This is a genomic window from Novosphingobium profundi, assembly GCF_020524485.1.
Classification (GTDB): domain Bacteria; phylum Pseudomonadota; class Alphaproteobacteria; order Sphingomonadales; family Sphingomonadaceae; genus Novosphingobium; species Novosphingobium profundi_A.
In genome coordinates, this window is record NZ_JAIVLF010000006.1 from 228,045 (window position 1) to 252,299 (window position 24,255).

The following is a 24,255-nucleotide window of genomic DNA, read 5'->3' on the forward strand; positions in this document are numbered from 1 at the left end:
ATACGCACGGCGCGCGAGGTGTCGAGCGCTGCGCGCAATCAGGACGCCGCTGCGGCGGCCTTTTCCTCGCGCTCAAGACGGCGCAGCGTGCGCAGCGCCAGACCGCCCATGAACAGGTACGAGCAGGCCCCGCCGATGGCGACGCCCCAGGCGACGCCCGTCGAGCCAAAGCCGATCAGGAAGACGAGGCTGATGCCCATCGCCACCAGCGCGACCACGCGCGCGAAGAGCGAGAGGTTGGCTCGGCCCGTGGAATGGAGCACCGGCTCGAACGAGACGCTGGCAAGATCGAAGCTGGCACCAATGGCGAGCGGGACGAGGATCGCCGCGCCCTGCTCGAAATCGTCGCCGCCGATGAGCTGCAACAGGTACTTGCCCGCCACCAGCGCGAGGAGCACGACGAGCAGCGCCGCGCCGCCCGCGATCTTGCTGGTCTGGCCGACCAGCTTGCGCAACTCGGAGGCCTCGGACGACGCGCTGACGTGGGCAACCTCGGCGTAGACCGAGCGGGTGAGCAGGGTCGAGAGCTTGCTCATCGCCTGCGAGAGCTGCGAGGCGAGGCGGTAGAGACCGGCCGCACTCGTGCTGACCCAGCCACCCACGATCAGGAGCGGGCCGTTCTTCATCAGCGCGTCGATCGAAGAGCCGAAGTAGGAGACAAGGAAGAAGTGGGCGAGCCCCTCGTTCTCACGCAAGGCCGTGCGCAGGCGGCAGAAATTGGAAAGGCGGATACCCTCCGGGCAGAGCCGGCGCGCGACGATCCAGTAGAGCGCAGCCTCCACGATATCGATTGCGGCCCATGCGAACAGGAAGCGGGCCACGCTGGGTCCTGTAAACCAGATCGCCAGCGCGGCGATAAGGCGTCCGGTGGGCACCACCGCCTCGACATAGACCGCCGCATCGAAGCGGTTGAGCGCGCGCACAACGCCCGTAGGCGCGGAAACGAGCGCCCAGAGCGAGGCGCAGCAGAACCAGAAGGCGACATTGACGTAGGCCTGGTTCAATTCGAGCATGTGCCCGAAGCCGAAGATCGCAACCGCCGCGACCACGGTGCCGAGCACCGCGCCGATGGCGTCGAGCCCCCCGCACAGCATGGCGAGACGGCCAAAGCGGCCCCATTCCTTTTCATGGACGTGCGCGCTGCCATAGCGCACGACCACCCGCCAGGTCTGGAAACCGGTCAGCGCGATGATCGCCTGCGCGGTTCCGAAAATGAGCGAGAAGTGGCCGAAGTCCTTCAGGCCCAGGGTGCGCGTCAGGATGGCAAGGTAGGCGATGCTGCACACAGCACCGAATCCCTTGCCGCCCAGCAGCCAGGCGGTGTTGCGAAGGATCCGCCCCAGCGAAGATTCGGTCTTCGGGCGGTTGGGTTTGGCCGACATTGGCGGGCATGTGGACGAGCGCGCGCCGACTTGCAAGCCGTGGATACATACCGCGCGCGCAAATCGACGCGAAACGGCGCGTTTGCCTTTCCCTTCGCCGCGCCGCGCGCTAGAGGCCTAGGCCTCCCCCAAAGTACATGCAGTGACCCCCATGATCGAACATGCCATCCTCCTGAGCGCCGGCCAGGGCTCGCGCCTCCTCCCCCTCACCGCCGAACGCCCCAAGTGCCTGATCGACTTTTCGGGCCGTTCGCTGATCGCCTGGCAGATCGAGATGCTGGCGCGCGCGGGGATCAAGCGGATCGACGTCGTCACCGGCTTCATGACCGACATGCTCGAAGCCCACCTGGCCGCCATCGAGGACCCGCGCGTCGAGATCACGGTGCGCTTCAACCCCTTCTTCAAGGTCGCCGACAACCTGGGTTCGTGCTGGATCGCGCGCGAGGCGATGCGCGGGGACTTCGTGATCCTGAACGGCGACACGCTGGTCTCTGAAGACATTGCCCGCGCGGTGCTGGCCGAACCCAACCCCTGGCCCATCGCGGTCACCGTCGACGTCAAGGCCGAAGGCTACGACAGCGACGACATGAAGGTCGAACGCACGCCCGAGGGGCGCCTCGTCCATATCGGCAAGACGCTTACCGCCGAGCAGTCGAACGCCGAATCGATCGGCTTCCTGGCCTTCCGCGGCGAAGGCGCAGACCTCTTCCGCGAAACCGTGCGCAAGGCCATGCGCACGCCTGAAGGCGTGCAGCACTGGTACCTCAAGGTCATCGATTCGATCGCGCCCACCGGCAAGGTCGGCACGCTCTCGATCGAGGGCATGGACTGGGCCGAAGTCGACTTCCTCAACGACATCGAGATCGCGACCCGGCTCACCGACCAGTGGGCCGCCTGATCGCGCCAGCCTGACAGTCGAAAAAGGCGATTTCCGAGGGCCATCGCCCTCGGGCATCACGTTTTCTTTGACTTCCCCCCTGCCCGTCAGGCCTCTTCGCGCGCACTCTCCAGCATCGCGAGGATACGCGCCGCCGCGATCTCGTCGGAGGGCAGGTTCGGATCGCCCACGGCATGGTGGACGATCTCGGCCTGGTGGGGGGCGAACTCTCCGTGGCGCGCGCTGGCACGCTCGAGCGCCGGGAGCACGTCCTCGATGCGGTGGACGACCTCGCCCGTGCTCCACATCTCGGGCAGTTTCGTGTCGTCGCGCCCGCCATCGCCAACCTGATCGATGAACACGCAGGGACGCTGGTAGATCAGCCATTCGTAAAGCTGGCTGCTGAAGTCGCCAAGATAGATGTCCGCGCCCAGCGTGTAGGTCATGTCCATCGAAGCCTGCGAGCCGGGATCGACCAGCAGCCAGTCGGGATCGCTGAGGCCACGCAGTTGGGCCCGTTCGGCCTCGCCCATGCCTTCGCACAGACGCACGTGGGGCGCGACGACGAGGTTGAAGCGGCCATCGCGGCGCAGCGCCTCGATGAGCGCACGACCATAGGTCTTCCAGGTGCCGCGCCGCGCGTGGAAATGGGGGTTGTAGAGGACGGTCGGGCGCTGGTTGGCGAAGAGGCGGTGGCGTTCCAATCGGCCCAGGCGCCGCAGGCCCGCCAGCTTGACCTGCCCCACCACGTCGATCTGGGCATCCTCGAGGAGGCCCAGCGCGACGGTCGAGGCGCGGTCCGCCTCGCCCGAAACGAGCGCGCGGTCGAACAGGGCAAGGCGCCGGTCAACCCCGCCGCCGCCCGCACGCCGCGCACCGCCCACGCCATGCGGGATCTGGACCAGCGGCGGGCAGCGGCCGGGCAGCTGCTTCAGAAACGCCGAGGTGCGTTCGAGCGCGACGATGCCATCGAAGCCGCGCAGCGTGGCCGCCCAGCGGGCCAGGCGCAGGACCTTGAGCGGAGACTGCGCACCACCCCGGGCCGCGAGCGCCTCGAGCCAGCCGGGCAGCGACATCTCGCGCACCTGGACCGCGGGGCCATCGAGCTGGACCAGCAGTTCGCGCGCGGCCCTTGCATCGCAGCGCCGTGCGACGAAGGCTTCGACCTCCACGCCCGCGCGCCGCGAGAGCGCGGCGGCTACCGGCAAACCGTGCAGGAACTGGTGCGCGCCGCCGACCAGCGAAAAGGCAATCCGGGACATGTCGGAAAGTGGGTTCGGCTCAGGCCCAGAGCGCCTGGAGCGCGGCGCGCATCGCGTCCGGCTCCTCGCCTGTCAGCTTGTGCGCGTCCCCCAGCGCCGGGGGGCCGGGCCAACCGGCATCGGCAAAGGTGATCCCCTGCCATTCGCGCGCGCCTTCATAGCGGGGAATGACATGGAAGTGGACCTGCGGGTCCACCATCATCAGCATCAGGTAGTTGAGCTTTTCATAGCCCGAGAACGTGGCGAGCGCACCCTCGATGTCGCGCGTGATTTCGGCCAGTTCGGCGTGGGCCCCCGCCGGCAGCTCTCCAAACGCAGTCGCCGTACTCTTCGCGGCCAGGACCAGGCTGCCAAGCGTAGGCTGGGCGGGCCGGACGAGGACCACCCAGTGCTCGTAAGCCTTCACTTCACTTGCCGGGTAACCAAATTTCTCGAGCGTCGCGTGCATCGTCAACCTTCCGCCAACCACGAGGTTATCTGCCCCCCGCGCGCCTTGTAGACAAGGGCCTGGACCAGACGCACCGCATGAATGGCACAGCTCAGCCCGGTCCATGCCGCAACCAGGGCAAGGCCAATGTCGGGACGCGCGAAGAGCATGGCGACAAAGAGGATCACCATGTTGGGATTGCGCCGCGCGGTAATCAGGCGGAACCAGCTGTCGAAGCGCGTCCACACGTGGATGTGGAGCCCGCCGGCCTGCTGCATGAAGATGCCCTCGATCGCGCGCTGGACCCAGTAGCCCAGCTGGATCACGCCCTGTATCCACCAGAACGTGGCGTCATCGTAGGCGAGGCCCCAGCTGGCGAGGCCCGTCGCCCACAGCCACCACCAGAACGGGGGGTGGATCAGATCCATGCCGTGGTCGAAGACGTTGCCCCAGGCCGAAGAGGTGATCGTGCAGCGCGCGAGCTTGCCGTCCACGGTGTCGAGCACCATGAACACGAGACCCGTTGCCATGCCCGCCCAGTAATGGCCGTAGGCAAACAGCACCGTCGCGACCACGCAGAACACCGCGCCCACGAAAGTCACCATGTTGGGGGTCACGTGCCAGCGCGCGCAGATGCGGGTGAGCACCAGCGCCCATTCGGGCCAGAGGTATTTGGTGAGGATGTCGGTCACGCCCTTGTAGGCGCCGAAATAGCTGGCCCGCTCGATCGCGCGCACGTTGTCGGCGCGCAGCGGCATGAGGAAGGGAGTCTCGCGCTTGCGCAGCTGCTTGTTCTCGATGGTCGGGCCATCCTCGAAGGCCAGGACCTGCAGCCCCGGGAGAGCAAGCCCCTGCCCCGCCTCGCCGCGCATGGCCGCCGCGAGCGCGGCCGCTTCCTCGCCCGAGCGCGCATGGGCGAGCGCGGGCACACCGCCCAGCGTCAGCACCATGCCCGGGTGCGCGAGGACGTGGCGAAACCAGGAGGGATCCCAGGCGAAATCGGCATGGGCCAGGATCGCACCCGACCAGCCCGGTTCTGCAAGCGCGTCGGGAACCTGCGCGGCCAGCTCCAGGCCAGAGGCGCGGGCGATCCGTCCGACCCGCTCCGTGACCGAAAGGCCCCACAGGATCACGTCGTTGTGCCCGACGACCACGGCCACCCTCGGGCCGCCCACTGTATTTTCACCTTGTGCCATGATTGGCCCCTACTGCGAGTTGCACAGACTGGCAATCGGCGGGCAACGGGCTGGCCTTGCGCGAGTCGGCCAGGCGTGCCCGAGTGCAACGCACCGGGATCGAACAGCGCCCTGACTTTGCCGCAGCGCACCCATCATTTCGTGCCATCAAGGCATCACTTGGGCGCAAAACAGCCATCAATATGTCACACAAATGTGTCAGAGCGTATTTCGGGATGATTTTTTCCGCGCGAATGCCTATGTGGAGCGCGTGAACGGATCAATCTACGAATTTGAAGCGATGCCGCGTTTCGGCAATCGCGTGCAGCGCCCTTCGCGCACAGCGGTCGCCCGTGCCCGGGCCGGACGCGCCGTGCCGCTCGTGGGCATCATCCGTAATCCGCGCAGCCACCGCAACAAGGGCAAGGCCGCGGAAATGGCGGACTGTTCGAACATCCTGACCGAAACTCCGCGCGATCGCAAGGCCTTGCTCGACACGCTCGGCGAATTTGCCCGGCGCGGGATCGACTACCTCGTGATCGACGGCGGCGACGGCACCGTGCGCGACGTGCTGACCTGCGGCACCGAGATCTTCGGCGAGGACTGGCCCCGCCTGATCGTGCTGCCCAAGGGCAAGACCAACGCGCTGACGGTGGACCTGGGCCTTCCCGGCGAATGGTCGCTGACCGAGGCGCTGGCCGCCGCCCACAAGGGCAAGACGGTCACCCGCCACCCGCTGCGCATCACGTCAGCCGATGCCGCCGACACCGGCCTCGCCGCGGTCCAGGGCTTCATCCTGGGTTCGGGCGTCTACACGCTGTGCACCGAAGCGGGCCAGGAAGCGCACCGCCGCGGTGCGTTCAACTCGCTGGCGGTGGGCATCTCGATCCTTTCGGGCATCCTCCAGGCGCTCTTCGGCCGCAAGGGCAACACCTGGCGCCGGGGCACGCCCACGCGTCTTGTCGACCGCCTGACGGGCCGCGCGCTGCCCCATGCCGGAGCAAAGCGCGGCAGCGGCGAAACCGACCGCCGCTTCCTCACCATCGCCACCACCTTCGAGCGCTTCCCGCTCGGCATGCGCCCCTTCGGCCGCAAGGTGGCGCCGGGCCTCAAGCTCCTCGTGCTCGACCGCGCCAGCCGCCTCGTGCTGGGCCTCGCGCCGCTGGTGATGATGGGCCTGGGCGGACGCCTGCTGGGCCGCCATGGCCTGCACCGCTTTGCCACCAGCGACGTCGATATGGACATCGAAGGCCCCTTCATCCTCGATGGCGAGGCCTTCCCGGCCGGGCGCTACATCATGGACGAAGGCCCACAGCTGACCTTCGTGGTGCCCTGACCCCATCCTGCACGCGCCTTCTGGCGCAGGCATTTCCACCCGTTTCTCCATCTGTCTTGATTTCGAGGCGTCCTTGCCTGAGCATAAGGACATGAGCGTAGACCTCCTGGGGCGGATCCGGACCGCACTCGAACGCCCGGTGGAACCGGCCGTGGCGGCGTTCGCGCACCGTCTTGCCGCACAGTCCCCCGTGCCCGTGCTCGCCGTGCTGTTCTACGGCTCGAACCTGCGCACCGGCTCGCTGGAGGGCGTGCTCGACTTCTATGTCCTGACCGACACCCCGCAGGTCGAGAAGATCTGGCCGCGCGTCAGCTACCACGAATGGCGCTGCACGCCCGCCGACACCGCGCCCGACGGCACCGCGCTCCCGGACGCGGACCTGCGCGCCAAGGTCGCGACGATGCCGCTCGAAACCTTCCGCGCGGCCGCCGCCGGTGAGCGCCTCGACACCACCATCTGGGCCCGCTTCGTCCAGCCCAGCGCGCTGGTCTGGAGCCACGACCGCGCCGCCTCGCGCGCCGCCGGAGAAGCCGTCGCGGGCGCGGCGAAGACCGCCGCACGCCTGGCCGTCGCGCTCGGCCCGGACGCTGGCACGCCTGAAGACTACTGGCGCGCCCTGTTCCGCGCGACCTACGCCGCCGAATTCCGAGTCGAGAAGGCCGGGCGCGAGGATTCGATCCTTTCGGCCAACCGCGAGCATTTCGACGGCCTGCTCCCGCTCGCCCTTGTCGCCCAGGGGATCCCCTTCGCGCGCGGCGGGCCCCAGGGTACGATCCGGCCCGAACTGGATGCTTCCGCGAAGGCGCGTATCCTCAGCTGGTGGCAGCGCCGCCAACGGCTGGGCAAGCCGTACAACGTGCTGCGCCTGATCAAGGCTTCGACCACGTTCGAGGGCGCCGCGCGCTACGCCGCCTGGAAGATCGAGCGCCACACCGGCGTGCCGGTCCTCATCACGCCCTGGCGCGAACGCCACCCCGTGCTCGCCGCGCCCAGCGTGCTGTGGAGCGTGTGGCGCGCGCGCAAGGCCGCGAGCCTCGCGGCCGCCAACGCCCCCAACGATACGGACGACCGCGCCGCGTGACATCTGCCCAAGGTTCTCCCGCCCCCGCTCAGTCCCGCCCCCTGAGCGCTCTCGTGCTGGCCGGTTCGCGCCCCGGTGCGCCCGATCCCGTCGCCAGCGCGGAAGGTGTCGCGCACAAGGCGCTGATCGAAATCGACGGACAGCCGATGCTCGCGCGCGTCGTGGCCGCCCTCAAGTCTGCGAAGATCGCGCGCGTGGCCGTCATCACCAGCACGCCCGAAGTCATCGCGCTGGCGCAGGACCTGGGCTGCGAAGTCCTGCCCGCCGAGGCAGGCCCCAGCGCCAGCGTCGCCGCCGGGTTCGCGCACCTCGGCGCGCCGATGCTCGTCACCACCGCCGACCACGCGCTGCTCGACGCGCAGTGGATCACCGATTTCGTGGCGGATGCGGGAGAGGCGGCGGACGTCGCGATCCTGCTTGCGCGGCGCGAGGCGGTGGAGACGGCGCTGCCCGGCAGCAAGCGCACCTGGCTCAAGATGGCTGACGGCGCCTGGTCGGGCTGCAACCTGTTCCTCCTCGCCCGTCCCGGCGCGGACGCGGCCATTGAAACCTGGAAGGCGGTCGAGGCCGACCGCAAGCGCCCCTGGCGCATCGCCCTGCGCCTTGGCCCCGGCATCCTCCTGCGCTTTGCGCTGGGACGCCTGACCATGGCCGAGGCGATTGCCCGACTCGGCGGCAAGATCGGGGTGGCGGCCGTGCGTGTCGCCGCGCGCGACGGCCTTGCCGCAGTCGATGTCGACAAGCCCTCGGACCTTGTCGACGTGCGCACGATTCTGGCCGCACGAAAGACCCAGTAGGCAAGAAGATGAGTTCCGAGGGCCATTGCCCTCGGGCTCCCCGAACTGTCGAGCGCAAGTGGGCCGGATACCGGAGCGCGACAGAGGAAAGGGACTATCGAATTGAGGGGCTTTGCCCCTCTCCCTCATGCCTGCTGAGTTTGCGCTTCACGCGCGGCGATCCCGGCGCAATGTGCGCAAGACGGTTTGGGGTCAAGGGGCGATGGCCCCTTGAAAAGAAGACTTTTCCCCGCCCCTTACATGTACTTCATCTGCACCCGGATCGACTTCACCTTGGAGCCGACCTCGACGCCGACCTTGGTGTAGCTCGGCTTGCCCAGGTTGAAGATGTTGATCGAGGGGTTGTTGGACATGGCCCCGCCATCCTCGGTGATGTCGGTCTTGCCGTTGCCGTTGAGGTCATGGCGCACCGCCACGCCGTAGGTGCCCGGGCCCGGCACGGGCAGGCAGAAGGTCATCGTGCCCGCCTTGGCGGGAACCTCGATGCGCGAGAGCCAGTGGCCCTTCTCGAGCCAGTCGGCCTTGGTCGCACGGTAGGACTGCACGCGCATGTTCCCTTGCGAGGCCTTAACCCCGTCGACCGTGACGAGCAGGCCCGGCCCGCTCGCGCTCGTGCACTTGCGCAAGTCATTCGAAATCTCGTTGCGAAACTGCGCGGATGCGGGCGCCGCGCCTGCCACGGCCAGGAGGCCGACCAGCGCGAAGGCGCCCATTTTGTGTCGAATCATATCGATCCAATCCTCAAGACAACTCGTTTTTCCGGCGCTCTGTCCTCACAGCGGACAGGGCCGCGCCTGCACAACCGGCAGGCCTTGAAGCAGGTAACTAGGCCTGGTGCGCTGAATAGGCACTGAATTTCAAGCACTCCGGACACGCGAGACCCTACATGGGCTTGCACGCGGGGCGAAAGGCGCTATCCGCGCGTCGATCCGGATCGGAGGCAAACCCCACATCGTGTGTGGAAAACGGCCCGATCCCGCCTTGTCGCCCCAACATGGGGTGCCGTATCTGGATGGCTAGAGGAGTTTCACGAGATCCATGACCACGCCGCTCATTTCCCCGTCGATCCTGTCCGCCGACTTTGCCCGCCTGGGCGAAGAAGTGCGCGCGATCGATGAAGCCGGGGCCGACTGGATCCATGTCGATGTCATGGACGGCCATTTCGTGCCCAACATCACGATCGGCCCGGCCGTGGTCAAGGCGCTGCGCCCGCACTCGGCCAAGACCTTCGACGTCCACCTCATGATCTCGCCGGTCGATGCCTACCTCGAAGCCTTCGCGGACGCGGGCGCGGACATCATCACCGTCCACCCCGAGGCGGGCCCCCACATCCACCGCACGGTGCAGACGATCAAGAAGCTGGGCAAGAAGGCCGGTGTCTCGCTCAACCCGGCAACGCCCGCCAAGATGCTCGACTACCTCATTGATGACATCGACCTCGTCCTCATCATGAGCGTGAACCCCGGCTTCGGCGGGCAGAGCTTCATCTCCAGCCAGCTGCGCAAGATCGAAGCCGTGCGCAAGATGGTCGAGAAGTCGGGCCGCGACATCCAGATCGAGGTCGATGGCGGCGTCGATGCCGTCACCGCGCCGCAGTGCGTGGCCGCCGGTGCCGACGTGCTGGTCGCGGGTTCGGCCACTTTCAAGGGCGGCCCCGATCACTACGCCGCCAACATCCGCAGGCTCAAGGGCCTCGACTGAGCACGGTGCGGCGCGATTTTCCCATCGACGCCGCCGCGCGCAACCAGGAGCCCCCTTCGGCCGTTCCGCTACCGGCTGACGCCGCCGAGCCGGGCGTCGAGGAGGGCTCCATGTACAAACCCACAGAAGACAGCGCCGCGCGCCGCGTGGACCCGCCTCTGGGAGATACATCCGTGCCCGAGGGTGCCGAGCCCCCCGTCGTTGGGGCCGACCAGTCCGAAACCGGCCGCGCGCTTGCGCTGGTCGACTTTGCGGCGCCCACCGTCAGCGCGGGCGAACGCCTGATCCGCTTTGCCTACAAGCTGGGCGTGCCGGGCACGATGCTGACCGCACCGATGGGCAAGAAGGCGCGCATGCGCCTGCTCGCCACCGTGCGCGGCACCGTGCCGGGCGACAAGGCGGCTGGCACCGCCCTTCGCGCGGGCCACTTCCTTGTCCATGGCGCGCGCACGCCGATCACCCAGGTCGACTTCGGCGGCGCGGCGCGCGTCCCCCCGCCGCTCGAGCGCACCGTGCACAGCTTCGCCTGGCTCGCCGACCTCGAAGCCTGCGGCCCCCGCGAACAGGTCGCCCCCGTGGCCGAGCGCATCCTCACATCCTGGCTCCAGGCCAACCCGAAGGCCCCCACCAAGACCGGCAAGGCCAGCCGCGGCCCGGCCTGGACGGTGGGGCACACCGGCGCGCGCCTGCTCAACTGGCTGGTCCATGCCCCGCTCATCCTCTCGGGCGAAAAGGCGCTGCGCGTGCGCATGCTGCGCCACATTGCCGAGACCGCCCGCTGGCTCGACCGGCAGGTCCACCACGCCGAGGATTCGCTGGGCGCGGTTGCGGGCTGGTGCGGCCTTGTCGCCTGCGGTCTGCTGCTGCCCGAAGGCCGCCCGCGCCGCCTCTACGGCGAAGCCGGGCTGATGAAGGCCCTGGGCGAGCTGATGGGCGATGACGGCGGCGTCCTCTCGCGCAGCCCGCTTGCCCAGATGGAAGCGATCGCCCTCCTCGTGCGCCTGCGCAACTGCTACCAGGCCACGCGGCGCGACAGCACCGAGGCGATGGAACACGTCATCGAGATGCTCGTGCCCCCACTCCTCGCGCTGTGCCATGGCGATGGTTCGCTGGGCTCCTGGCAGGGCGGCTGGGCGGTCCCGGCCGACACCGTGGATGGCCTTGTCGCGGCGAGCGGCGTGCGCACCCGCCCGCTGCGCGACGTGCGCCAGTGGGGCTACCAGCGCGTTGCCGCGCACAAGTCGATCCTCCAGTTCGACACCGCCCCGCCGCCGATGCCGCGCGACGGGCGCTTTGGCTGCGCCTCCACCCTCGCCTTCGAATTCTCGCACAACCGCCAGCGCATGATCGTCAACTGCGGCGGCGCAGCGAGCGCGGGCGGGCTCGTCCCCGCGCGCCTCGACCAGGGCCTGCGCGCCACCGCCGCGCACTCCACCCTGACGCTCGACGATGCCAATTCCACCGCCATCCTCATCAACGGCGCGATTGGCCAGGGCGTCACCGCCGTCGATGTCGACCGCAAGACGATGGAGACCGACAGCGGCGCGCGCGCCACCCGGCTCGAGGCCAGCCACAACGGCTATGCCCAGCGCTACACGCTGACCCACCGCCGTATCCTGATCCTGCGCGACGACGGCACCGAACTGCGCGGCGAAGACATGCTCCTGCCCTCAGGCCGCAAGGCCAAGCGCGGCAAGGTCGGCTTTGCGATCCGCTTCCACCTCGCCCCCGAAGTCACCGTTGCCCCCACCGAGGACGGCCAGGGCGCCGCCCTCGTCCTTGCCGACGGCAGCTACTGGCAGTTCCGCGCAGGCGCAGGCACCGTCGAGATCGAGGATTCGCTCTGGGTCGATGGCCAGGGCCGCCCCCAGGCCACCCACCAGATCGTCCTCCAGGGCCTCGCCTCGCGCGGCGGCGGCACCTTCAGCTGGCTCTTCAAGAAGATGGGCTGAACCCACCGGGGTTCTGCAAGATCGGAAGAGAAGACAATCCGAGGGCCATCGCCCTCGGGCTCCCCGCACTGTCGAGCGCAATGCGAACCGGGCGCTTATGCTCACCCGCAACGTCGCAGTTTCGACCCATTCAAGACTCTCAGCCGCCAATTTCGCGTTCCCAGATGCGGACGTTCCGGTTTTCCTGTCGGAGCGCCAACGCCGGGCCGGTAGGCGAATGTCTGAATTCAGCAGCCGACCTGAGGATAGCCATCGGCCCGTTGCCGCCAGTATTGCTGCAGTCCATCAAGGGTGCAAAGATGCTGAATGCGTATCCAAACGATCGTTCTTATCGGGATCTATTCCTCGGCGTTACTCGTGGCGGGCTACGGCTTGGGCAATTTCGAAGGTTCACGACATTCTGCCCCCTCGCCCTTGAAGGTTCTAGAGTATCCTGCCGAGAGGTGGATTGGAACGGATGAGCAAGTTCAGGACGCGGTTGAGCGTTGGGCAAGAAAGACCACGGCTTCCAATGCAGAAATTCTGCAACATCGAAAGCCTCGATCAATGTTTATTCCGACACGCAACCAAGGCTCAGGAATGCTCTGTATCGAACTTGAGCTAGAGCGGGGCGCTCTCGGCGGCTCACCGGTATATTGCTATGAGAACCAGACAACGAAACTCGTCGCAGAATACAGCGATGTTGAATAATTTCTGCATGCATAAAGTAGCGCGCGGCGGGTTTCGGATTCGCTGACGCGATGGACGAAGGTCATGAATGGGCGCGTGGCGGAATTTCGGCACACGCCCCATTGCGGACATTCAGCGCCTAATCAGAGCAAAAGCAGGTTCACCGCTTGAAATAACGTCAAGGCAACCGGAACCAGTAATGAACCGATAATGCTTAGGCGATCCTTGTGAGATACGCCAACTCTCTGATTGCGCCTCGAAAAAAGGGTCGCCTTCTACGCTGTAGGCAAAGTGGTGGGGAACAAGACCAGCCCAATCCCCTGGATGGCTTTCCGTAGACAATGGAAACTCGTCCATCATTCGCACAATTACACCATATCCAAGAAAGCTCACCTCCAAGACGCGGTCATCATTCCAAATTTCGAATGTAGCGGTCTCTCGTTGCCAATCGAATGAGACCAGATCCGCTGCATCTGCATCTGCCCAAGGTGCTTTGCTCTCGATCGGGAAATACTTGATCATGTAATCAAGCTAATGATTGTACAGGATAAGCGCTACATCTTTGTATGTCGGCTTCCCACCCATCCCGGCTGCTGGCCGATCGGATCGACAAGCGTAACCGGACGGGCCGCGCCCTGGCGGGTCGATTCGGCTCTCGAACGACCGACAGGGCCGCCTGGCGGCCACTCCCGCCGCCAGTGCATAGAGGCCCTCCCGGGCCCGACCCTTCCCGGTCACTCATCGCTCCATTTTCGCTTCCAAGGTGCAGACCTTCCGCTTTTGCCCAGAAGCAGACTTCACCGCACGTCCTGCCTTGTCCGATTCCGGGAGGGCGAGGGCGATGGCCCTAGCATTGGCCTTGCTTCGTTTCTGTGCGGCACGGGATTTTGCTTTCCTACACCAGCGCCCTTGTGCGAGACCGGACGAAGGCGGTCGCATGTCCCCTCTCCCCCTGAAACCAAACGCTTTTCGAAGGTGACACGAGGGGGCCGGTAACAGCCCCTGGACCGTGTCACCTGTGTCAACTTTGTGTCACCCTGTCCGCCCTTCGGGTGCGGACGCGGCCGTGCGGGCCACTTTTTGCCGCACGTACCCTTGCTCCTGTCCCGTCCGCGGCCTAAGGGCGCGCGCAAAGACTTGACGCCCTCTTCTTTGCAAGGAAGCCTTTCGACCATGAGCGATACTGTCCAGATCCGCCGCGCCCTGCTTTCGGTTTCCGACAAGACCGGGCTTGCCGAACTGGGCAAGGTCCTTGCCGATCGCGGCGTCGAGCTGGTCTCGACCGGCGGCACCGCCAAGGCGCTGCGCGATGCAGGGCTTACCGTGAAGGACATCTCGGAGATCACGGATTTCCCCGAGATGATGGACGGCCGCGTCAAGACGCTGCACCCCAAGGTCCACGGCGGCCTCCTCGCCGTGCGCGACAACGCCGAGCACGCCAAGGCCATGGAAGACCACGCGATCGGCGCGATCGACCTCGTCGTCGTCAACCTCTACCCCTTCGAGGCGACCGTCGCCAAGGGCGCGGACCGCGACACGATCATCGAGAACATCGACATCGGCGGCCCCTCGATGGTGCGCTCGGCGGCCAAGAACCACGCCTACGTCACCATCGTCACCGACCCGGTCGACTACGAGGGCCTGATGGTCGAACTGGAGGCCACCGACGGCGCCACCACGCTCGCATTCCGCAAGCTGATGGCCGCGCGCGCCTTTGCCCAGACCGCCGCCTACGATTCGATGATCTCGCAGTGGTTCGCCTTCTCCGACCAGGGCCAGGAATTCCCCGAGATGCTCGCCGTCAACGGCCGCCTCTCGACCACCCTGCGCTATGGTGAGAACCCGCACCAGAAGGCCGCGCTCTACACGCCGGTCGGTCCCTACACCAAGGGTCTCGCCCAGGCCGAGCAGATCCAGGGCAAGGAACTCTCGTACAACAACTACAACGACGCCGACGCCGCCTTCGAACTCGCCGCCGAGTTCAAGGGCCAGAAGCCGTCTGTCGTCATCGTCAAGCACGCCAACCCTTGCGGCGTTGCCCAGGGTGACACCCTGCTGGGCGCCTGGAACGACGCGCTGGCCTGCGACGATGTCTCGGCCTTCGGCGGCATCGTCGCCGTCAACCAGACTCTCGATGGCCCGACCGCTGAAGCGATCTGCCAGATCTTCACCGAAGTCGTCGTCGCGCCCGACGCGGACGAGGACGCGCGCGCCTTCTTCGCCAAGAAGAAGAACCTGCGCCTGCTGCTCACCGGCGAACTGCCCGACCCGCGCCGCGGCGGCCTCAATGTGAAGCCCATCACCGGCGGCCTGCTCGTCCAGGGCCGTGACAACGGCGCCATCGGCTTCGACGATCTCAAGGTCGTCACCGAGCGCGCGCCCACCGACGCGGAACTGGCCGACTGCCTCTTCGCCTGGACCGTGGCCCGCCACGTCAAGTCGAACGCCATCGTCTACGCCAAGGACGGCGCGACCGCAGGCATCGGCGCAGGCCAGATGAACCGCCGCGACTCCTCGCGCATCGCCGCGATGAAGGCCGCCGAAGCGGCTGAGAAGTTCGGTTGGGACACGCCGCGCACCCATGGCAGCGCGGTAGCCTCGGACGCCTTCTTCCCCTTCGCCGACGGCCTCCTCGCCGCCGCCGAAGCGGGTGCCAGCGCGATCATCCAGCCCGGCGGCTCGATCCGCGACGATGAAGTGATCGCGGCGGCCAACGAAGCGGGCCTCGCGATGGTCTTCACCGGAATGCGCCATTTCCGTCACTAAGACACCGACACGCCGGGGGCCGCTGCACACATGACCTTGCTCTGGCTCGGCCCCCTCGTGACGCTCGGCTTCATGGCCGGGTTCCTGATTTCGGCCATCCTGCTGCGCATGGGGCGCCTCTCGCGCCCGGCCAGCTGGATCGCCGCGCTCGGCCTTCCCTTCGGTTGCGCCACCCTGCCAGTGCTGATTCTGGCCGCGCTTTCGCTCTTCGAAATGCTGATGGAAACGCACAGCCCTTCGACAGGAATGTGACACGTTCCCGCCGATTTCCTCGCCCTGCCGCCCACATGAAACAACTCATCGTCCGGTCAACGGATGATGCCCTTTATTCACTCGACGCTCAGCCGTTTTGGGACAAGAGGGCGCGGAAGAAACCGGCGGCCCGCGCCGCCCCAACCGCTAGCTTTGATCGCTAGCCCCAACCGCTCGATTGCCTGGATACCCTATGCGCCTGCTCAAGACCCAATTCGCCCGCTTCTTCGCTCTCGGCTTCGCCGGTGGGGCCGTGCTGGTGTTCGGCGTCATGGGCATCGACACCGGCACCTCGCTTTCGGACTCGATGGTTCCCCCGGCCGAAGCCGCCACCACGCGTTGAGGCACGCCGTGCGCGGCGCACAGCCGCCCGGACCCACGGTACCACCCGACATTGCGAAGCGGGGCCCGATGGCCCATATTGGAAGCATGGGCACCGATCTTCACGACGATTGCGAAATCACGCACGGCCACCACGAACACAGCGGCGAAGGCCTGAAGAAGGCCGCGCGCGACGTGCTCGTGTCGGCGGGCGAACAGTGGACCGACATGCGCGCGGACGTGTTCGCCTCGCTGGCCGAACGCACCACGCCAGCCTCGGCCTATGATCTTGCCGAAAGCGTTTCGGCGCTGCGCGGCAAGCGCGTTGCCCCCAACAGCGTCTACCGAATTCTCGACCTGTTCGTGCGCACGAACCTTGCGCGCCGGGTGGAGAGCGCAAACGCCTACATCGCCAATTCGCATCCCGGCTGTCGCCACGATTGCATCTTCCTGATCTGCGATGCCTGCGGCGAAGTCGTCCATATCGATGACGACGAACTGACCGGCGCACTCATCAAGGCCGCCCGCGACAACGGCTTTGCCGACGTGCGCCCGGTCGTCGAACTGCGCGGGACCTGCGCTTCATGCAGTTGAGGCGCCCTCTTTTTCCAGTGCCAACTTGAAACGCCCGCCAATTTCTTGACTTTTCCTTGGCACAATCCTTACGGACGGCCGTTAGGACCCGATGGCTCCGAAGTCGATCAGATCGACATGCCCGCCGCACACGTGTAAGGCTAACCTGATGAACGCCAGCTCGGCAACGCCCCTCCTCGATACCGTTTCCACCCCTGAAGACCTGCGTGCGCTTGCGCCCGGCCAGCTGCGCCAGCTTGCTGACGAACTGCGCACCGAGACGATCTCGGCCGTGGGGCAGACCGGTGGGCATCTGGGCTCCGGGCTCGGCGTCGTCGAACTCACGGTGGCCCTGCACTACGTCTTCGACACGCCCGCCGACCGCCTGATCTGGGACGTGGGCCATCAGGCCTATCCGCACAAGATCCTGACCGGTCGCCGTGACCGCATCCGCACGCTGCGCCAGGGCGGCGGCCTCTCGGGCTTCACCAAGCGCTCCGAGAGCGAGTACGATCCCTTCGGCACTGCGCATAGCTCCACCTCGATCTCGGCCGCGCTCGGCTTTGCCATGGCCAACAAGATCAAGGGCGTGCCCGGACGCGGCATCGCGGTGATCGGCGATGGCGCGATGAGCGCCGGGATGGCCTACGAGGCAATGAACAACGCCGAGGCCGCGGGCAACCGCCTGATCGTGATCCTCAACGACAACGACATGTCGATTGCGCCGCCGGTCGGAGGCCTCTCGTCCTACCTCGCGCGGCTTGTCTCCTCGGGCAAGTTCCTGGGGCTTCGCGAACTTGCTCGCCGGTTTGCCCGCCGCCTGCCGCGCCCGCTGGCGCAGGCCGCCCGCAAGACCGACGAATACGCCCGCGGACTTGCCATGGGCGGCACCCTGTTCGAGGAACTGGGCTTCTACTACGTCGGCCCGCTCGATGGCCACGACCTCGATTCGCTGGTTCCGGTCCTGGAAAACGTGCGCGATGCGGGCGAAGGCCCGATCCTGCTCCACGTCGTGACGCAGAAGGGCAAGGGCTACCAGCCCGCCGAGGATGCGGCCGACAAGTACCACGGCGTCCAGAAGTTCAACGTCGTCACCGGCGAGCAGACCAAGGCCCCCGCCGGTCCGCCCAGCTACACCGGCGTCTTTGCCAAGGCCCTGATCGCCGAGGCCGAGAAGGACGACACGATCTGCGCGATCACCGCCGCGATGCCCTCGGGCACCGGGCTCGACAAGTTCGCCTCCTCTTTCCCCGAGCGTTCGTTCGATGTCGGCATTGCCGAACAGCACGCCGTGACCTTCGCAGCCGGTCTCGCTGCGCAAGGCATGCGCCCGTTCTGCGCGATCTACTCGACCTTCCTGCAGCGCGCCTTCGACCAAGTCGTGCACGACGTCGCAATCCAGAACCTGCCGGTGCGCTTCGCCATCGACCGGGCCGGGCTCGTCGGTGCAGACGGCGCCACCCACGCGGGCTCGTTCGACATCACCTATCTGGCGACGCTCCCCAATCTGGTCGTCATGGCCGCTGCCGACGAAGCGGAACTGGTCCACATGACCCACACCGCCGCGCAGCATGACAGTGGCCCCATCGCCTTCCGTTACCCGCGCGGCAACGGCGTGGGCGTGGAACTGCCCGAGACCCCGCTGCGCCTCGAGATCGGCAAGGGCCGCGTGGTTCGCGGTTCGGCGGAAAAGGGCGGCAAGGTCGCCATTCTCTCGCTCGGCACGCGCCTTGGCGAGGCGCTCAAGGCCTCCGACACGCTGGAGGCCAAGGGCCTCCCGACGACAGTGGCCGACATGCGCTTTGCCAAGCCGCTCGACACCGATCTCATCCGCCGCCTGATGCTGAGCCACGAAGTGGTCATCACGCTGGAGGAGGGTTCGATTGGCGGCCTTGGCGCCCACGTCCTCACCATGGCGAGCGACGAGGGCCTTACCGATGCAGGTCTCAAGATCCGCACCATGCGCCTGCCCGACGTGTTCCAGGACCAGGACAAGCCCGAGAAGCAGTACGACGATGCCGGCCTCAACGCGCCGCAGATCGTCGACACCGTGCTTTCGGCCCTGCGCCACAACAGCCAGGGCGTGAGCGAAGCCAGGGCCTGAGGGGCAGCGCCCTCGGCACTCCCACCTCAGTCTACTTCACCTTCCACCTGCTATTCTGGCGGGGATAAGGTGAGGTTGCCGATTTTGGGGGTCAAGGGGCGATGGCCCCTTGAATCATTGGTCTTCTTTCAATGCGCGTAGATCATCCTGCGCGTCATTCCCCCATCGATGACGAACTGCTGCCCGGTAATGAAGCCCGCCGCATCCGAAGCGAGGAACTCGACAGCCCCGGCGATATCCGCAGGCACGCCGACACGTCCCACAGGATGCTGCGTGCGATCAATGGGCCGGTGTTCGGGTTCGCCACGCGCGCTGGCCTTCTGCCAGTCGGCCGTCTCAATCCAGCCCGGCAGGATCACGTTGACGCGAATCTCGGGGCCAAGACTGACGGCAAGCGCGTGGGTCATCGCGCACAGCGCGCCCTTGGCCGCCGCGTAAGCCTCGGTATCGGGTTCGGACTGGAGCGCGCGGGTAGACGCCATGAGGACGATGCTGCCCTTCCGCGCGCGCAATGGCGCGACCGCCCCCCGCACGGCCAGGAACGCCCCTGTTACGTGGCTGTCCTGCCAGCGCCGCCATTCCTGCAGCGAAAGCTCCTCGATCGGCCCGGAGACCGGATCCGCGATCCCGGCGTTGGAAACGAGGAGATCGAGACCGGCATGATCCGTCCACTGCGCGACCTGCGCAAAGGCGTGCGCCATGCCATCCTCGTCCGCCACATCGACGGCCTGGGTCAGCAGCGGCTGACTGCCGCACTCGGCCGCAAGTTCGGCCAGCGCCTCTTCGTCACGGTCGAAGGCGGCCACCTTCCACCCCGTGCCAAGAAGGTGGAGCACCACCCCCTTGCCGATACCCTGGGCGCCGCCCGTCACGATCGCGATCCGCATGATGTCCTAGTGTGTCCCTTATTCGCTTCAGGGGAGGAACGCCTGCGGAGCGCGAAAGTGTCGATGCTGCAAATTTACCAGTCGTAGGCCTTGGGCAGGTAGGTGCGATCCAGGTCCTTGTAGCGTTCGCGCAGCCGTGCCTGGTGGCTGTCGAAGGGCTGCTTGACCCCGTCGATGTAGACAGCCTCGGGCGCCGAGGAGAGCTCCAGCGGATCGCCGTCCCAGATCACCACGTCGCCGACCGCACCAGGCGCCAGGACGCCTTCCTTGCCGCCCATGCCGCTGATCTCGGCCGGGATCGAAGTGATCGCGGCGAAGGCCTGCGCCCAGGTAAGGCCACTCGCGCCCGGCAGCTTGGTCAGGGCCACGAGGTTGCCCGCCTGCTCGGTCGCGCGGCGGGGCTGGTTGTCGCCCGCGAAGAGGCCGATACCGACCTTGACGCCCGCCTGGACCATGCGCCCGACGTTGGACTGGGTCGCGCCCAGCACCTCGAACTGCTCCGGCAAGTCGCGCAGCGGCATGGTCAGGACCGGGACGCCCGACGCGGCAATCTCGCTTGCGACCATCCAGCCCTCGCTCGCGCCGATCAGCACGAGTTTGAGAGCGGGAAACTCGCTCTTGAGGGCCAGCACGGCGCGAATGTCGGAGGCACGCTCGACATGGACGTAGAGCGCCTGTTCACCCGAGAGGACAGGCGCGAGAGCCACCGCATCCGCGTGAGTCAGCAGCGCATCGGAGGCCCGCTCGACCGAGGCCGCCCCACCTGCAAGTGCCTTCGCCTCACGCAGCGCATTGCGCAGCGTGACGTGCGCGGCCATGCGGCTGCCGCCAGCCTCACGCGCGCCGCCCTCACCCAGCACCACGAGCTGAAAGGCGCGCGGCGTGTCGACGAGTGCGGCGTCCGCGCCCAGATCAATGAGCGCACCCTGCCCTGCAAAGATCGCGTTGCCCGGGAACGGCGTTACGCTGGCGCGCGTCACCCCGCCTTCGCGGCTGACCGCGATATGCTCGTTGGCCGGGTTCAAGGCGGGCACGACGTCCAGGCTGGCGTTGAACGGGCTCTTGTCGGCGGAAAGATCGTTGCTGTCGCCAACCGCCTGCACGTCCCACAGGCCCATGTCCGAGACCGCCGCGAAGATGCCGGGCGTCACCCACTTGCCGGTGCCGTCCACGGTCTCGACCCCGGCCGGGACCGCAACGCCCACGCCAGCAGCGACGACCTTGCCCCCTTGGACGAGCACGGTCGCGCCTTCGACGGGTTCGCTGCCATCGCCCGTCGCCAGCGTGGCGTTGGTGACGGCAAGGTCCTGCGCGGACGCGGCAAGCGGCGCGGCGATGGCTGCCAGGCTGGCGGCAAATGCGAGGATACGGCTCATTTCACGTCTCCTTCACCGGGCTGACCAAGTTCGAAATCGCTGACCGGACGCATCCGGGGATTGGTGGCGTCGAACAGCATTGCGCCATCGATCCAGACCTTTTCCGGGCGGGTGTAGACCGAGAGCGGATCGCCATTCCACAGGACGACATCCGCCATCTTGCCTTCCTCGAGGCTGCCGGTCTTTTCGGCGATGCCCGCCGCCTTGGCCGCGTTGTAGGTGAACCAGGAAATGACCTGGGCGTCGGGGATCTCAATCCCCATCCGGCGCCCCGAAGCCTGCGCCTTGGCCGCGGCCTGGTTGAGCCGCTGGATGCCGTTCTGGTCGTCCGAGTGGATGACCACGCAGGCACCTTCCTTGGCGATCAGCGCGGCGTTCTCGGGGATGCCGTCGTAGGCCTCCATCTTGAAGCCGTACCAGTCCGCCCAGACCGCCGAGCACACGTCCGCCTCGCGCAGCATGTCGGCGATCTTGTAGCTCTCGACCGCGTGGTGGAAGGTGGTGACCTTGTAGCCCGCCTCCTTCGCCATATCGAGCACGAGCGCCATTTCCTCGGCGCGGTAGCAGTGGTTCTGGACGAGGATCTCGCCCTTCAGCACGCCCTCGAGCGTTTCCTTGGCCAGGTCGCGCTTTTCGTGGTCGCCTTCCATGTAGGCCTTGGCGTCGATCCAGGTCTGGCGGTTGACCGCGAAGTTGCCCATGCGCGTGGACGGCTTCATCCCGCGCGAGCCGTAGACGCGCTTGGGATTCTCGCCGCAGGCCATCTTGAGCGAATAGGGCGCGCCCGGGAACTTCATCTGCTGCACGGTGATCGCGGGCACGTTCTTGAGCATGACCGAGCGCCCGCCCATGAGGTTGGCCGAACCGGGCAGGATCAGGAGCGAGGTCACCCCGCCGTTGGCCAGCGCCCGGCTGAAGCCGGGGTCCTGCGGCCAGACCGAATGCTCGGCCCAGACATCGGGCGTGGTCGGTGCGGTCGCCTCATTGCCATCCGAATTGGCATCGACACCGGGCGAGGCGTAGTCGCCCAGATGCGAGTGCGCGTCGATAACGCCCGGCGTCACGAACTTGCCGGTGCCATCGATGCGGTCGTAGCCTTCGGGAATGGCGAGGTCGGACGCGCCCACGGCCACGACCTTGCCCTCGGCGAAGAGCACCGTGCCGTTGTCGATCCGCCCCCCGCGCCCGTCATAGACAGTGGCGCCCACGAGCGCGGTCGGGCGCCCGGGATAGGCCTTGTAGGTCGAGGCGTAGGGCACCTCGCGCGACGCCTCGGCGTCCTTGTCCTTCGTCTTCGCCTGCGCGCCCGGCGCCAGCGTAAGCGCGAGGGTTAGCGCCAGTGCGCTGCTCCACCGCCCGATCTGCGACGTCATCCTCATGTGTCATGCCCCTGCTTGAAAGAACTCCGGCCCGATCATTGCTGACCGGGCCGGAGGGTTGTGTCCTTAGTTTGGCTTCACCTCGGGGTGAACGCCGCCTTCCTGGGCTTCGAGGCCCGCTTCGCCCTGCCCGGCAAGATCGTCCTCCGCGCCGTCGTCGCGCAAGCTGTCGAGGTGCATGAGGCGCTTCACCAGCGGGCTGAGGACGAGAACGGCAACGCCGATCCCCACGCCATACCACCCCACCGTGTTGTAGACGCCCAGCACCAGTTCCTTGCCCGCTTCGCCGCCTTCGAGGCCATCGCCGCCGGCCGCCTGCGAGATAAGGCCCGCCGCAAAGTTACCCGTCGCCGAAGCGAAGAACCAGGTGCCCATGATAAGCGAGGCCATGTGTGCGGGCGCCAGTCGGTTCATCGCCGACAGGCCGACCGGCGAGAGGCACAGCTCACCTGTGGTGTGGAGGAGATAGATCAGGAAAATGAAAAGCACCGGCACGGCGTTGTCCATTCCCGCAGCCTTCGCGCCCCAGACGAGGACGAGGAAGCCAAGGCCCACCTGGATCACGCCAAGACCGAACTTGAACGGAGCCGAAGGCTCGAACCCGCGGCGGCCCAGCATCGTCCAGACCCCGGCGAAGAGCGGAGCCAGCAAGAAGATGTAGGCCGCATTCAGCGACTGGAACATCGAGGCAGGCGCCTCAAAGCCAAGCATGTTGCGGTCAACCTCGCGATCGGTGAAGAGCGAAAGCGAGTTGCCCGCCTGCTCGAACAGCGCCCAGAACACGATCGACACGAAGATCAGGAACAGCGCGGCGAAGATGCGGTCGCGGTCATGTCCGGGCAGCTTCACGACCGAATAGAGGATCACGCCCAGCACCAGAATGCCGCCGAAGATACCAAGCAGCGTGCCGACCACGGCCTGGTTCTGCACCAGCCACCAGCAAGCCAGCACGGCCACGAGGCCGACGCCGTAGAGCGCCCATTCAAAGCCCTTCGACAAGGGCTTGGGCGCTTCACCGCGGCCCATCAGGAGCGGCTTGAAGACGACGAAGACGACAAGGCCGAGCAGCATGCCCACGCCCGCCGCACCAAAACCATAGGACCAGCCGTAGACCTCGCCCAGATAGCCGCACAGCAGCGAACCGAGGAAGGCACCGAGGTTAATGCCCATGTAGAAAATGGTGTAGGCCGGATCGCGGCGCGCATCGGTGCGCGGGTAGAGCTGACCAACGATCACCGAGATGTTCGCCTTCAGGAAGCCGGACCCCACGATGATGAAGGCCAGCGCCAGCCAGAACACGTTGAGGCTGGCCGCATCCTGTCCGCCCGAACCTTCAAAGCCCATCAGGAAATGGCCGAATGTCAGAAGTATCGCGCCGTAGGCGACCGCCTTGCGCTGCCCCAGATAGCGGTCGGCAAGGTAGCCGCCCAGCACCGGTGTGATGTATACGAGCGCGGTGTAGGCGCCGTAGATGACACCCGCTTCCCCGTCCGAGAAAAGCCAGTGCTTGGTCAGATAGAAAATGAGCAGCGCGCGCATGCCGTAGTAGGAGAAGCGCTCCCACATCTCGGCAAAGAACAGGACGAAGAGGCCTTTCGGATGCCCCAATATGGTGCCGCGGGCATCCCCGCTTTCGGCATAGTGTGTCGCCATCGACCCCGGAATTCCCTTGATTGATCGTGTTGTTCGGCCCTGTGCGCCGCACAGCAAAGGGGCGCGGGCCGCGTATGACGGGCGAGCCTAGCGCCAAAACGGTCATTGTGAAGGGGGGACCTTGCCTCGTGCACACCCATGTCACGGCGCGAAGGCCCGCGATTCGCCCCGGAAATGGACGGGCAAAGGTTAGGCGTTGCGTCATGCGCCATGAAATGTCATTTTCCCTTTCGACGCGGACGTTTGAATACGCAATTTTATGATTCGAAGGGGTGCGGCCCTTTT

The 24,255-nt window shown here is 66.6% G+C and carries 22 protein-coding genes; 12 read left to right on the forward strand and 10 right to left on the reverse strand.

Features of this window, described 5'->3' with window-relative positions:
* Positions 1–38: 38 nt before the first annotated feature.
* Positions 39–1,382: a lipopolysaccharide biosynthesis protein gene (locus LC060_RS17475; RefSeq protein ID WP_226637872.1), complete on the reverse strand. Its 1,344-nt coding sequence runs from the start codon at positions 1,380–1,382 to the stop codon at positions 39–41.
* Between the two features lie 151 nt (positions 1,383–1,533).
* Between LC060_RS17475 and LC060_RS17480 the strand changes: the two genes are divergently transcribed.
* On the forward strand, positions 1,534–2,280 hold the full coding sequence (locus LC060_RS17480; protein WP_226637874.1) for a sugar phosphate nucleotidyltransferase: 747 nt from the start codon (positions 1,534–1,536) through the stop codon (positions 2,278–2,280).
* Between the two features lie 86 nt (positions 2,281–2,366).
* Here the strand turns inward: LC060_RS17480 and LC060_RS17485 are convergent, their stop codons facing one another.
* From LC060_RS17485 to LC060_RS17495, 3 genes are read right to left on the reverse strand one after another with little or no spacing between them, the layout of a single operon-like run.
* Positions 2,367–3,521, reverse strand: a complete 1,155-nt coding sequence (locus tag LC060_RS17485) for a glycosyl transferase (RefSeq protein ID WP_226637876.1) — start codon at positions 3,519–3,521, stop codon at positions 2,367–2,369.
* Positions 3,522–3,540: 19 nt separating this feature from the next.
* The gene (locus LC060_RS17490) at positions 3,541–3,969 is read right to left on the reverse strand and encodes an HIT family protein (RefSeq protein WP_226637877.1); all 429 of its coding nucleotides are present in this window, start codon (positions 3,967–3,969) and stop codon (positions 3,541–3,543) included.
* Positions 3,970–3,971: 2 nt separating this feature from the next.
* Positions 3,972–5,144, reverse strand: coding sequence for a CDP-alcohol phosphatidyltransferase family protein (locus LC060_RS17495; RefSeq protein WP_226637879.1), 1,173 nt, complete (start codon positions 5,142–5,144; stop codon positions 3,972–3,974).
* A gap of 250 nt (positions 5,145–5,394) precedes the next feature.
* Here LC060_RS17495 and LC060_RS17500 point away from each other — a divergent pair, with 250 nt between their 5' ends.
* The 3 genes from LC060_RS17500 to LC060_RS17510 all read left to right on the forward strand — a co-directional run bounded on the left by LC060_RS17500 (position 5,395) and on the right by LC060_RS17510 (position 8,337).
* On the forward strand, positions 5,395–6,459 hold the full coding sequence (locus tag LC060_RS17500; RefSeq protein ID WP_226637881.1) for a diacylglycerol/lipid kinase family protein: 1,065 nt from the start codon (positions 5,395–5,397) through the stop codon (positions 6,457–6,459).
* A 91-nt stretch (positions 6,460–6,550) separates the two neighbouring features.
* Positions 6,551–7,540: a hypothetical protein gene (locus tag LC060_RS17505; protein WP_226637883.1), complete on the forward strand. Its 990-nt coding sequence runs from the start codon at positions 6,551–6,553 to the stop codon at positions 7,538–7,540.
* Positions 7,541–7,593: 53 nt separating this feature from the next.
* Positions 7,594–8,337 (forward strand): nucleotidyltransferase family protein, encoded by a 744-nt coding sequence (locus tag LC060_RS17510; RefSeq protein ID WP_319005444.1) that lies wholly within the window; start codon positions 7,594–7,596, stop codon positions 8,335–8,337.
* 236 nt (positions 8,338–8,573) lie between these two features.
* On the opposite strand, the gene LC060_RS17515 is transcribed toward LC060_RS17510, so the two are convergent.
* Entirely contained in the window at positions 8,574–9,065 is a 492-nt protein-coding gene (locus LC060_RS17515) for a DUF2141 domain-containing protein (protein ID WP_226637885.1), read from the reverse strand.
* A gap of 310 nt (positions 9,066–9,375) precedes the next feature.
* On the opposite strand from LC060_RS17515, the gene rpe reads away from it, so the two are divergent.
* The 3 genes from rpe (at position 9,376) to LC060_RS17530 (ending at position 12,680) form a co-directional block, all read left to right on the forward strand.
* Positions 9,376–10,038, forward strand: coding sequence for a ribulose-phosphate 3-epimerase (rpe, locus tag LC060_RS17520; RefSeq protein ID WP_226637887.1), 663 nt, complete (start codon positions 9,376–9,378; stop codon positions 10,036–10,038).
* 110 nt (positions 10,039–10,148) lie between these two features.
* On the forward strand, positions 10,149–11,990 hold the full coding sequence (locus tag LC060_RS17525) for a heparinase II/III family protein (protein WP_226637888.1): 1,842 nt from the start codon (positions 10,149–10,151) through the stop codon (positions 11,988–11,990).
* A gap of 306 nt (positions 11,991–12,296) precedes the next feature.
* Complete coding sequence (locus LC060_RS17530; RefSeq protein ID WP_226637890.1) at positions 12,297–12,680, forward strand: hypothetical protein; 384 nt, start codon at positions 12,297–12,299, stop codon at positions 12,678–12,680.
* A 111-nt stretch (positions 12,681–12,791) separates the two neighbouring features.
* On the opposite strand, the gene LC060_RS17535 is transcribed toward LC060_RS17530, so the two are convergent.
* Complete coding sequence (locus LC060_RS17535) at positions 12,792–13,181, reverse strand: hypothetical protein (protein ID WP_226637893.1); 390 nt, start codon at positions 13,179–13,181, stop codon at positions 12,792–12,794.
* A gap of 651 nt (positions 13,182–13,832) precedes the next feature.
* Here LC060_RS17535 and purH point away from each other — a divergent pair.
* The 5 genes from purH to dxs all read left to right on the forward strand — a co-directional run bounded on the left by purH (position 13,833) and on the right by dxs (position 18,675).
* Entirely contained in the window at positions 13,833–15,425 is a 1,593-nt protein-coding gene (gene purH, locus LC060_RS17540) for a bifunctional phosphoribosylaminoimidazolecarboxamide formyltransferase/IMP cyclohydrolase (protein WP_226637895.1), read from the forward strand.
* Positions 15,426–15,455: 30 nt separating this feature from the next.
* Positions 15,456–15,677 carry a hypothetical protein gene (locus LC060_RS17545; protein ID WP_213499741.1) on the forward strand — a complete coding sequence of 74 codons (222 nt, stop codon included), beginning with the start codon at positions 15,456–15,458 and terminating at the stop codon, positions 15,675–15,677.
* A gap of 193 nt (positions 15,678–15,870) precedes the next feature.
* Positions 15,871–16,020: a hypothetical protein gene (locus LC060_RS17550; protein WP_213499743.1), complete on the forward strand. Its 150-nt coding sequence runs from the start codon at positions 15,871–15,873 to the stop codon at positions 16,018–16,020.
* A 68-nt stretch (positions 16,021–16,088) separates the two neighbouring features.
* On the forward strand, positions 16,089–16,592 hold the full coding sequence (locus LC060_RS17555; RefSeq protein ID WP_226637897.1) for a Fur family transcriptional regulator: 504 nt from the start codon (positions 16,089–16,091) through the stop codon (positions 16,590–16,592).
* A gap of 148 nt (positions 16,593–16,740) precedes the next feature.
* Positions 16,741–18,675, forward strand: coding sequence for a 1-deoxy-D-xylulose-5-phosphate synthase (gene dxs / locus LC060_RS17560; protein ID WP_226637899.1), 1,935 nt, complete (start codon positions 16,741–16,743; stop codon positions 18,673–18,675).
* A 128-nt stretch (positions 18,676–18,803) separates the two neighbouring features.
* Here the strand turns inward: dxs and LC060_RS17565 are convergent, their stop codons facing one another.
* The 4 genes from LC060_RS17565 to LC060_RS17580 all read right to left on the reverse strand — a co-directional run bounded on the left by LC060_RS17565 (position 18,804) and on the right by LC060_RS17580 (position 23,970).
* The gene (locus LC060_RS17565; RefSeq protein WP_226637901.1) at positions 18,804–19,562 is read right to left on the reverse strand and encodes an SDR family oxidoreductase; all 759 of its coding nucleotides are present in this window, start codon (positions 19,560–19,562) and stop codon (positions 18,804–18,806) included.
* A 74-nt stretch (positions 19,563–19,636) separates the two neighbouring features.
* Entirely contained in the window at positions 19,637–20,938 is a 1,302-nt protein-coding gene (locus LC060_RS17570) for an amidohydrolase family protein (RefSeq protein ID WP_226637903.1), read from the reverse strand.
* On the reverse strand, positions 20,935–22,317 hold the full coding sequence (locus tag LC060_RS17575; RefSeq protein ID WP_226637904.1) for an amidohydrolase: 1,383 nt from the start codon (positions 22,315–22,317) through the stop codon (positions 20,935–20,937). The genes LC060_RS17570 and LC060_RS17575 overlap by 4 nt, the downstream gene beginning before the upstream one ends.
* Before the next feature lie 66 nt (positions 22,318–22,383).
* Entirely contained in the window at positions 22,384–23,970 is a 1,587-nt protein-coding gene (locus tag LC060_RS17580) for a peptide MFS transporter (protein WP_226637906.1), read from the reverse strand.
* Between the last annotated feature and the right edge of the window lie 285 nt (positions 23,971–24,255).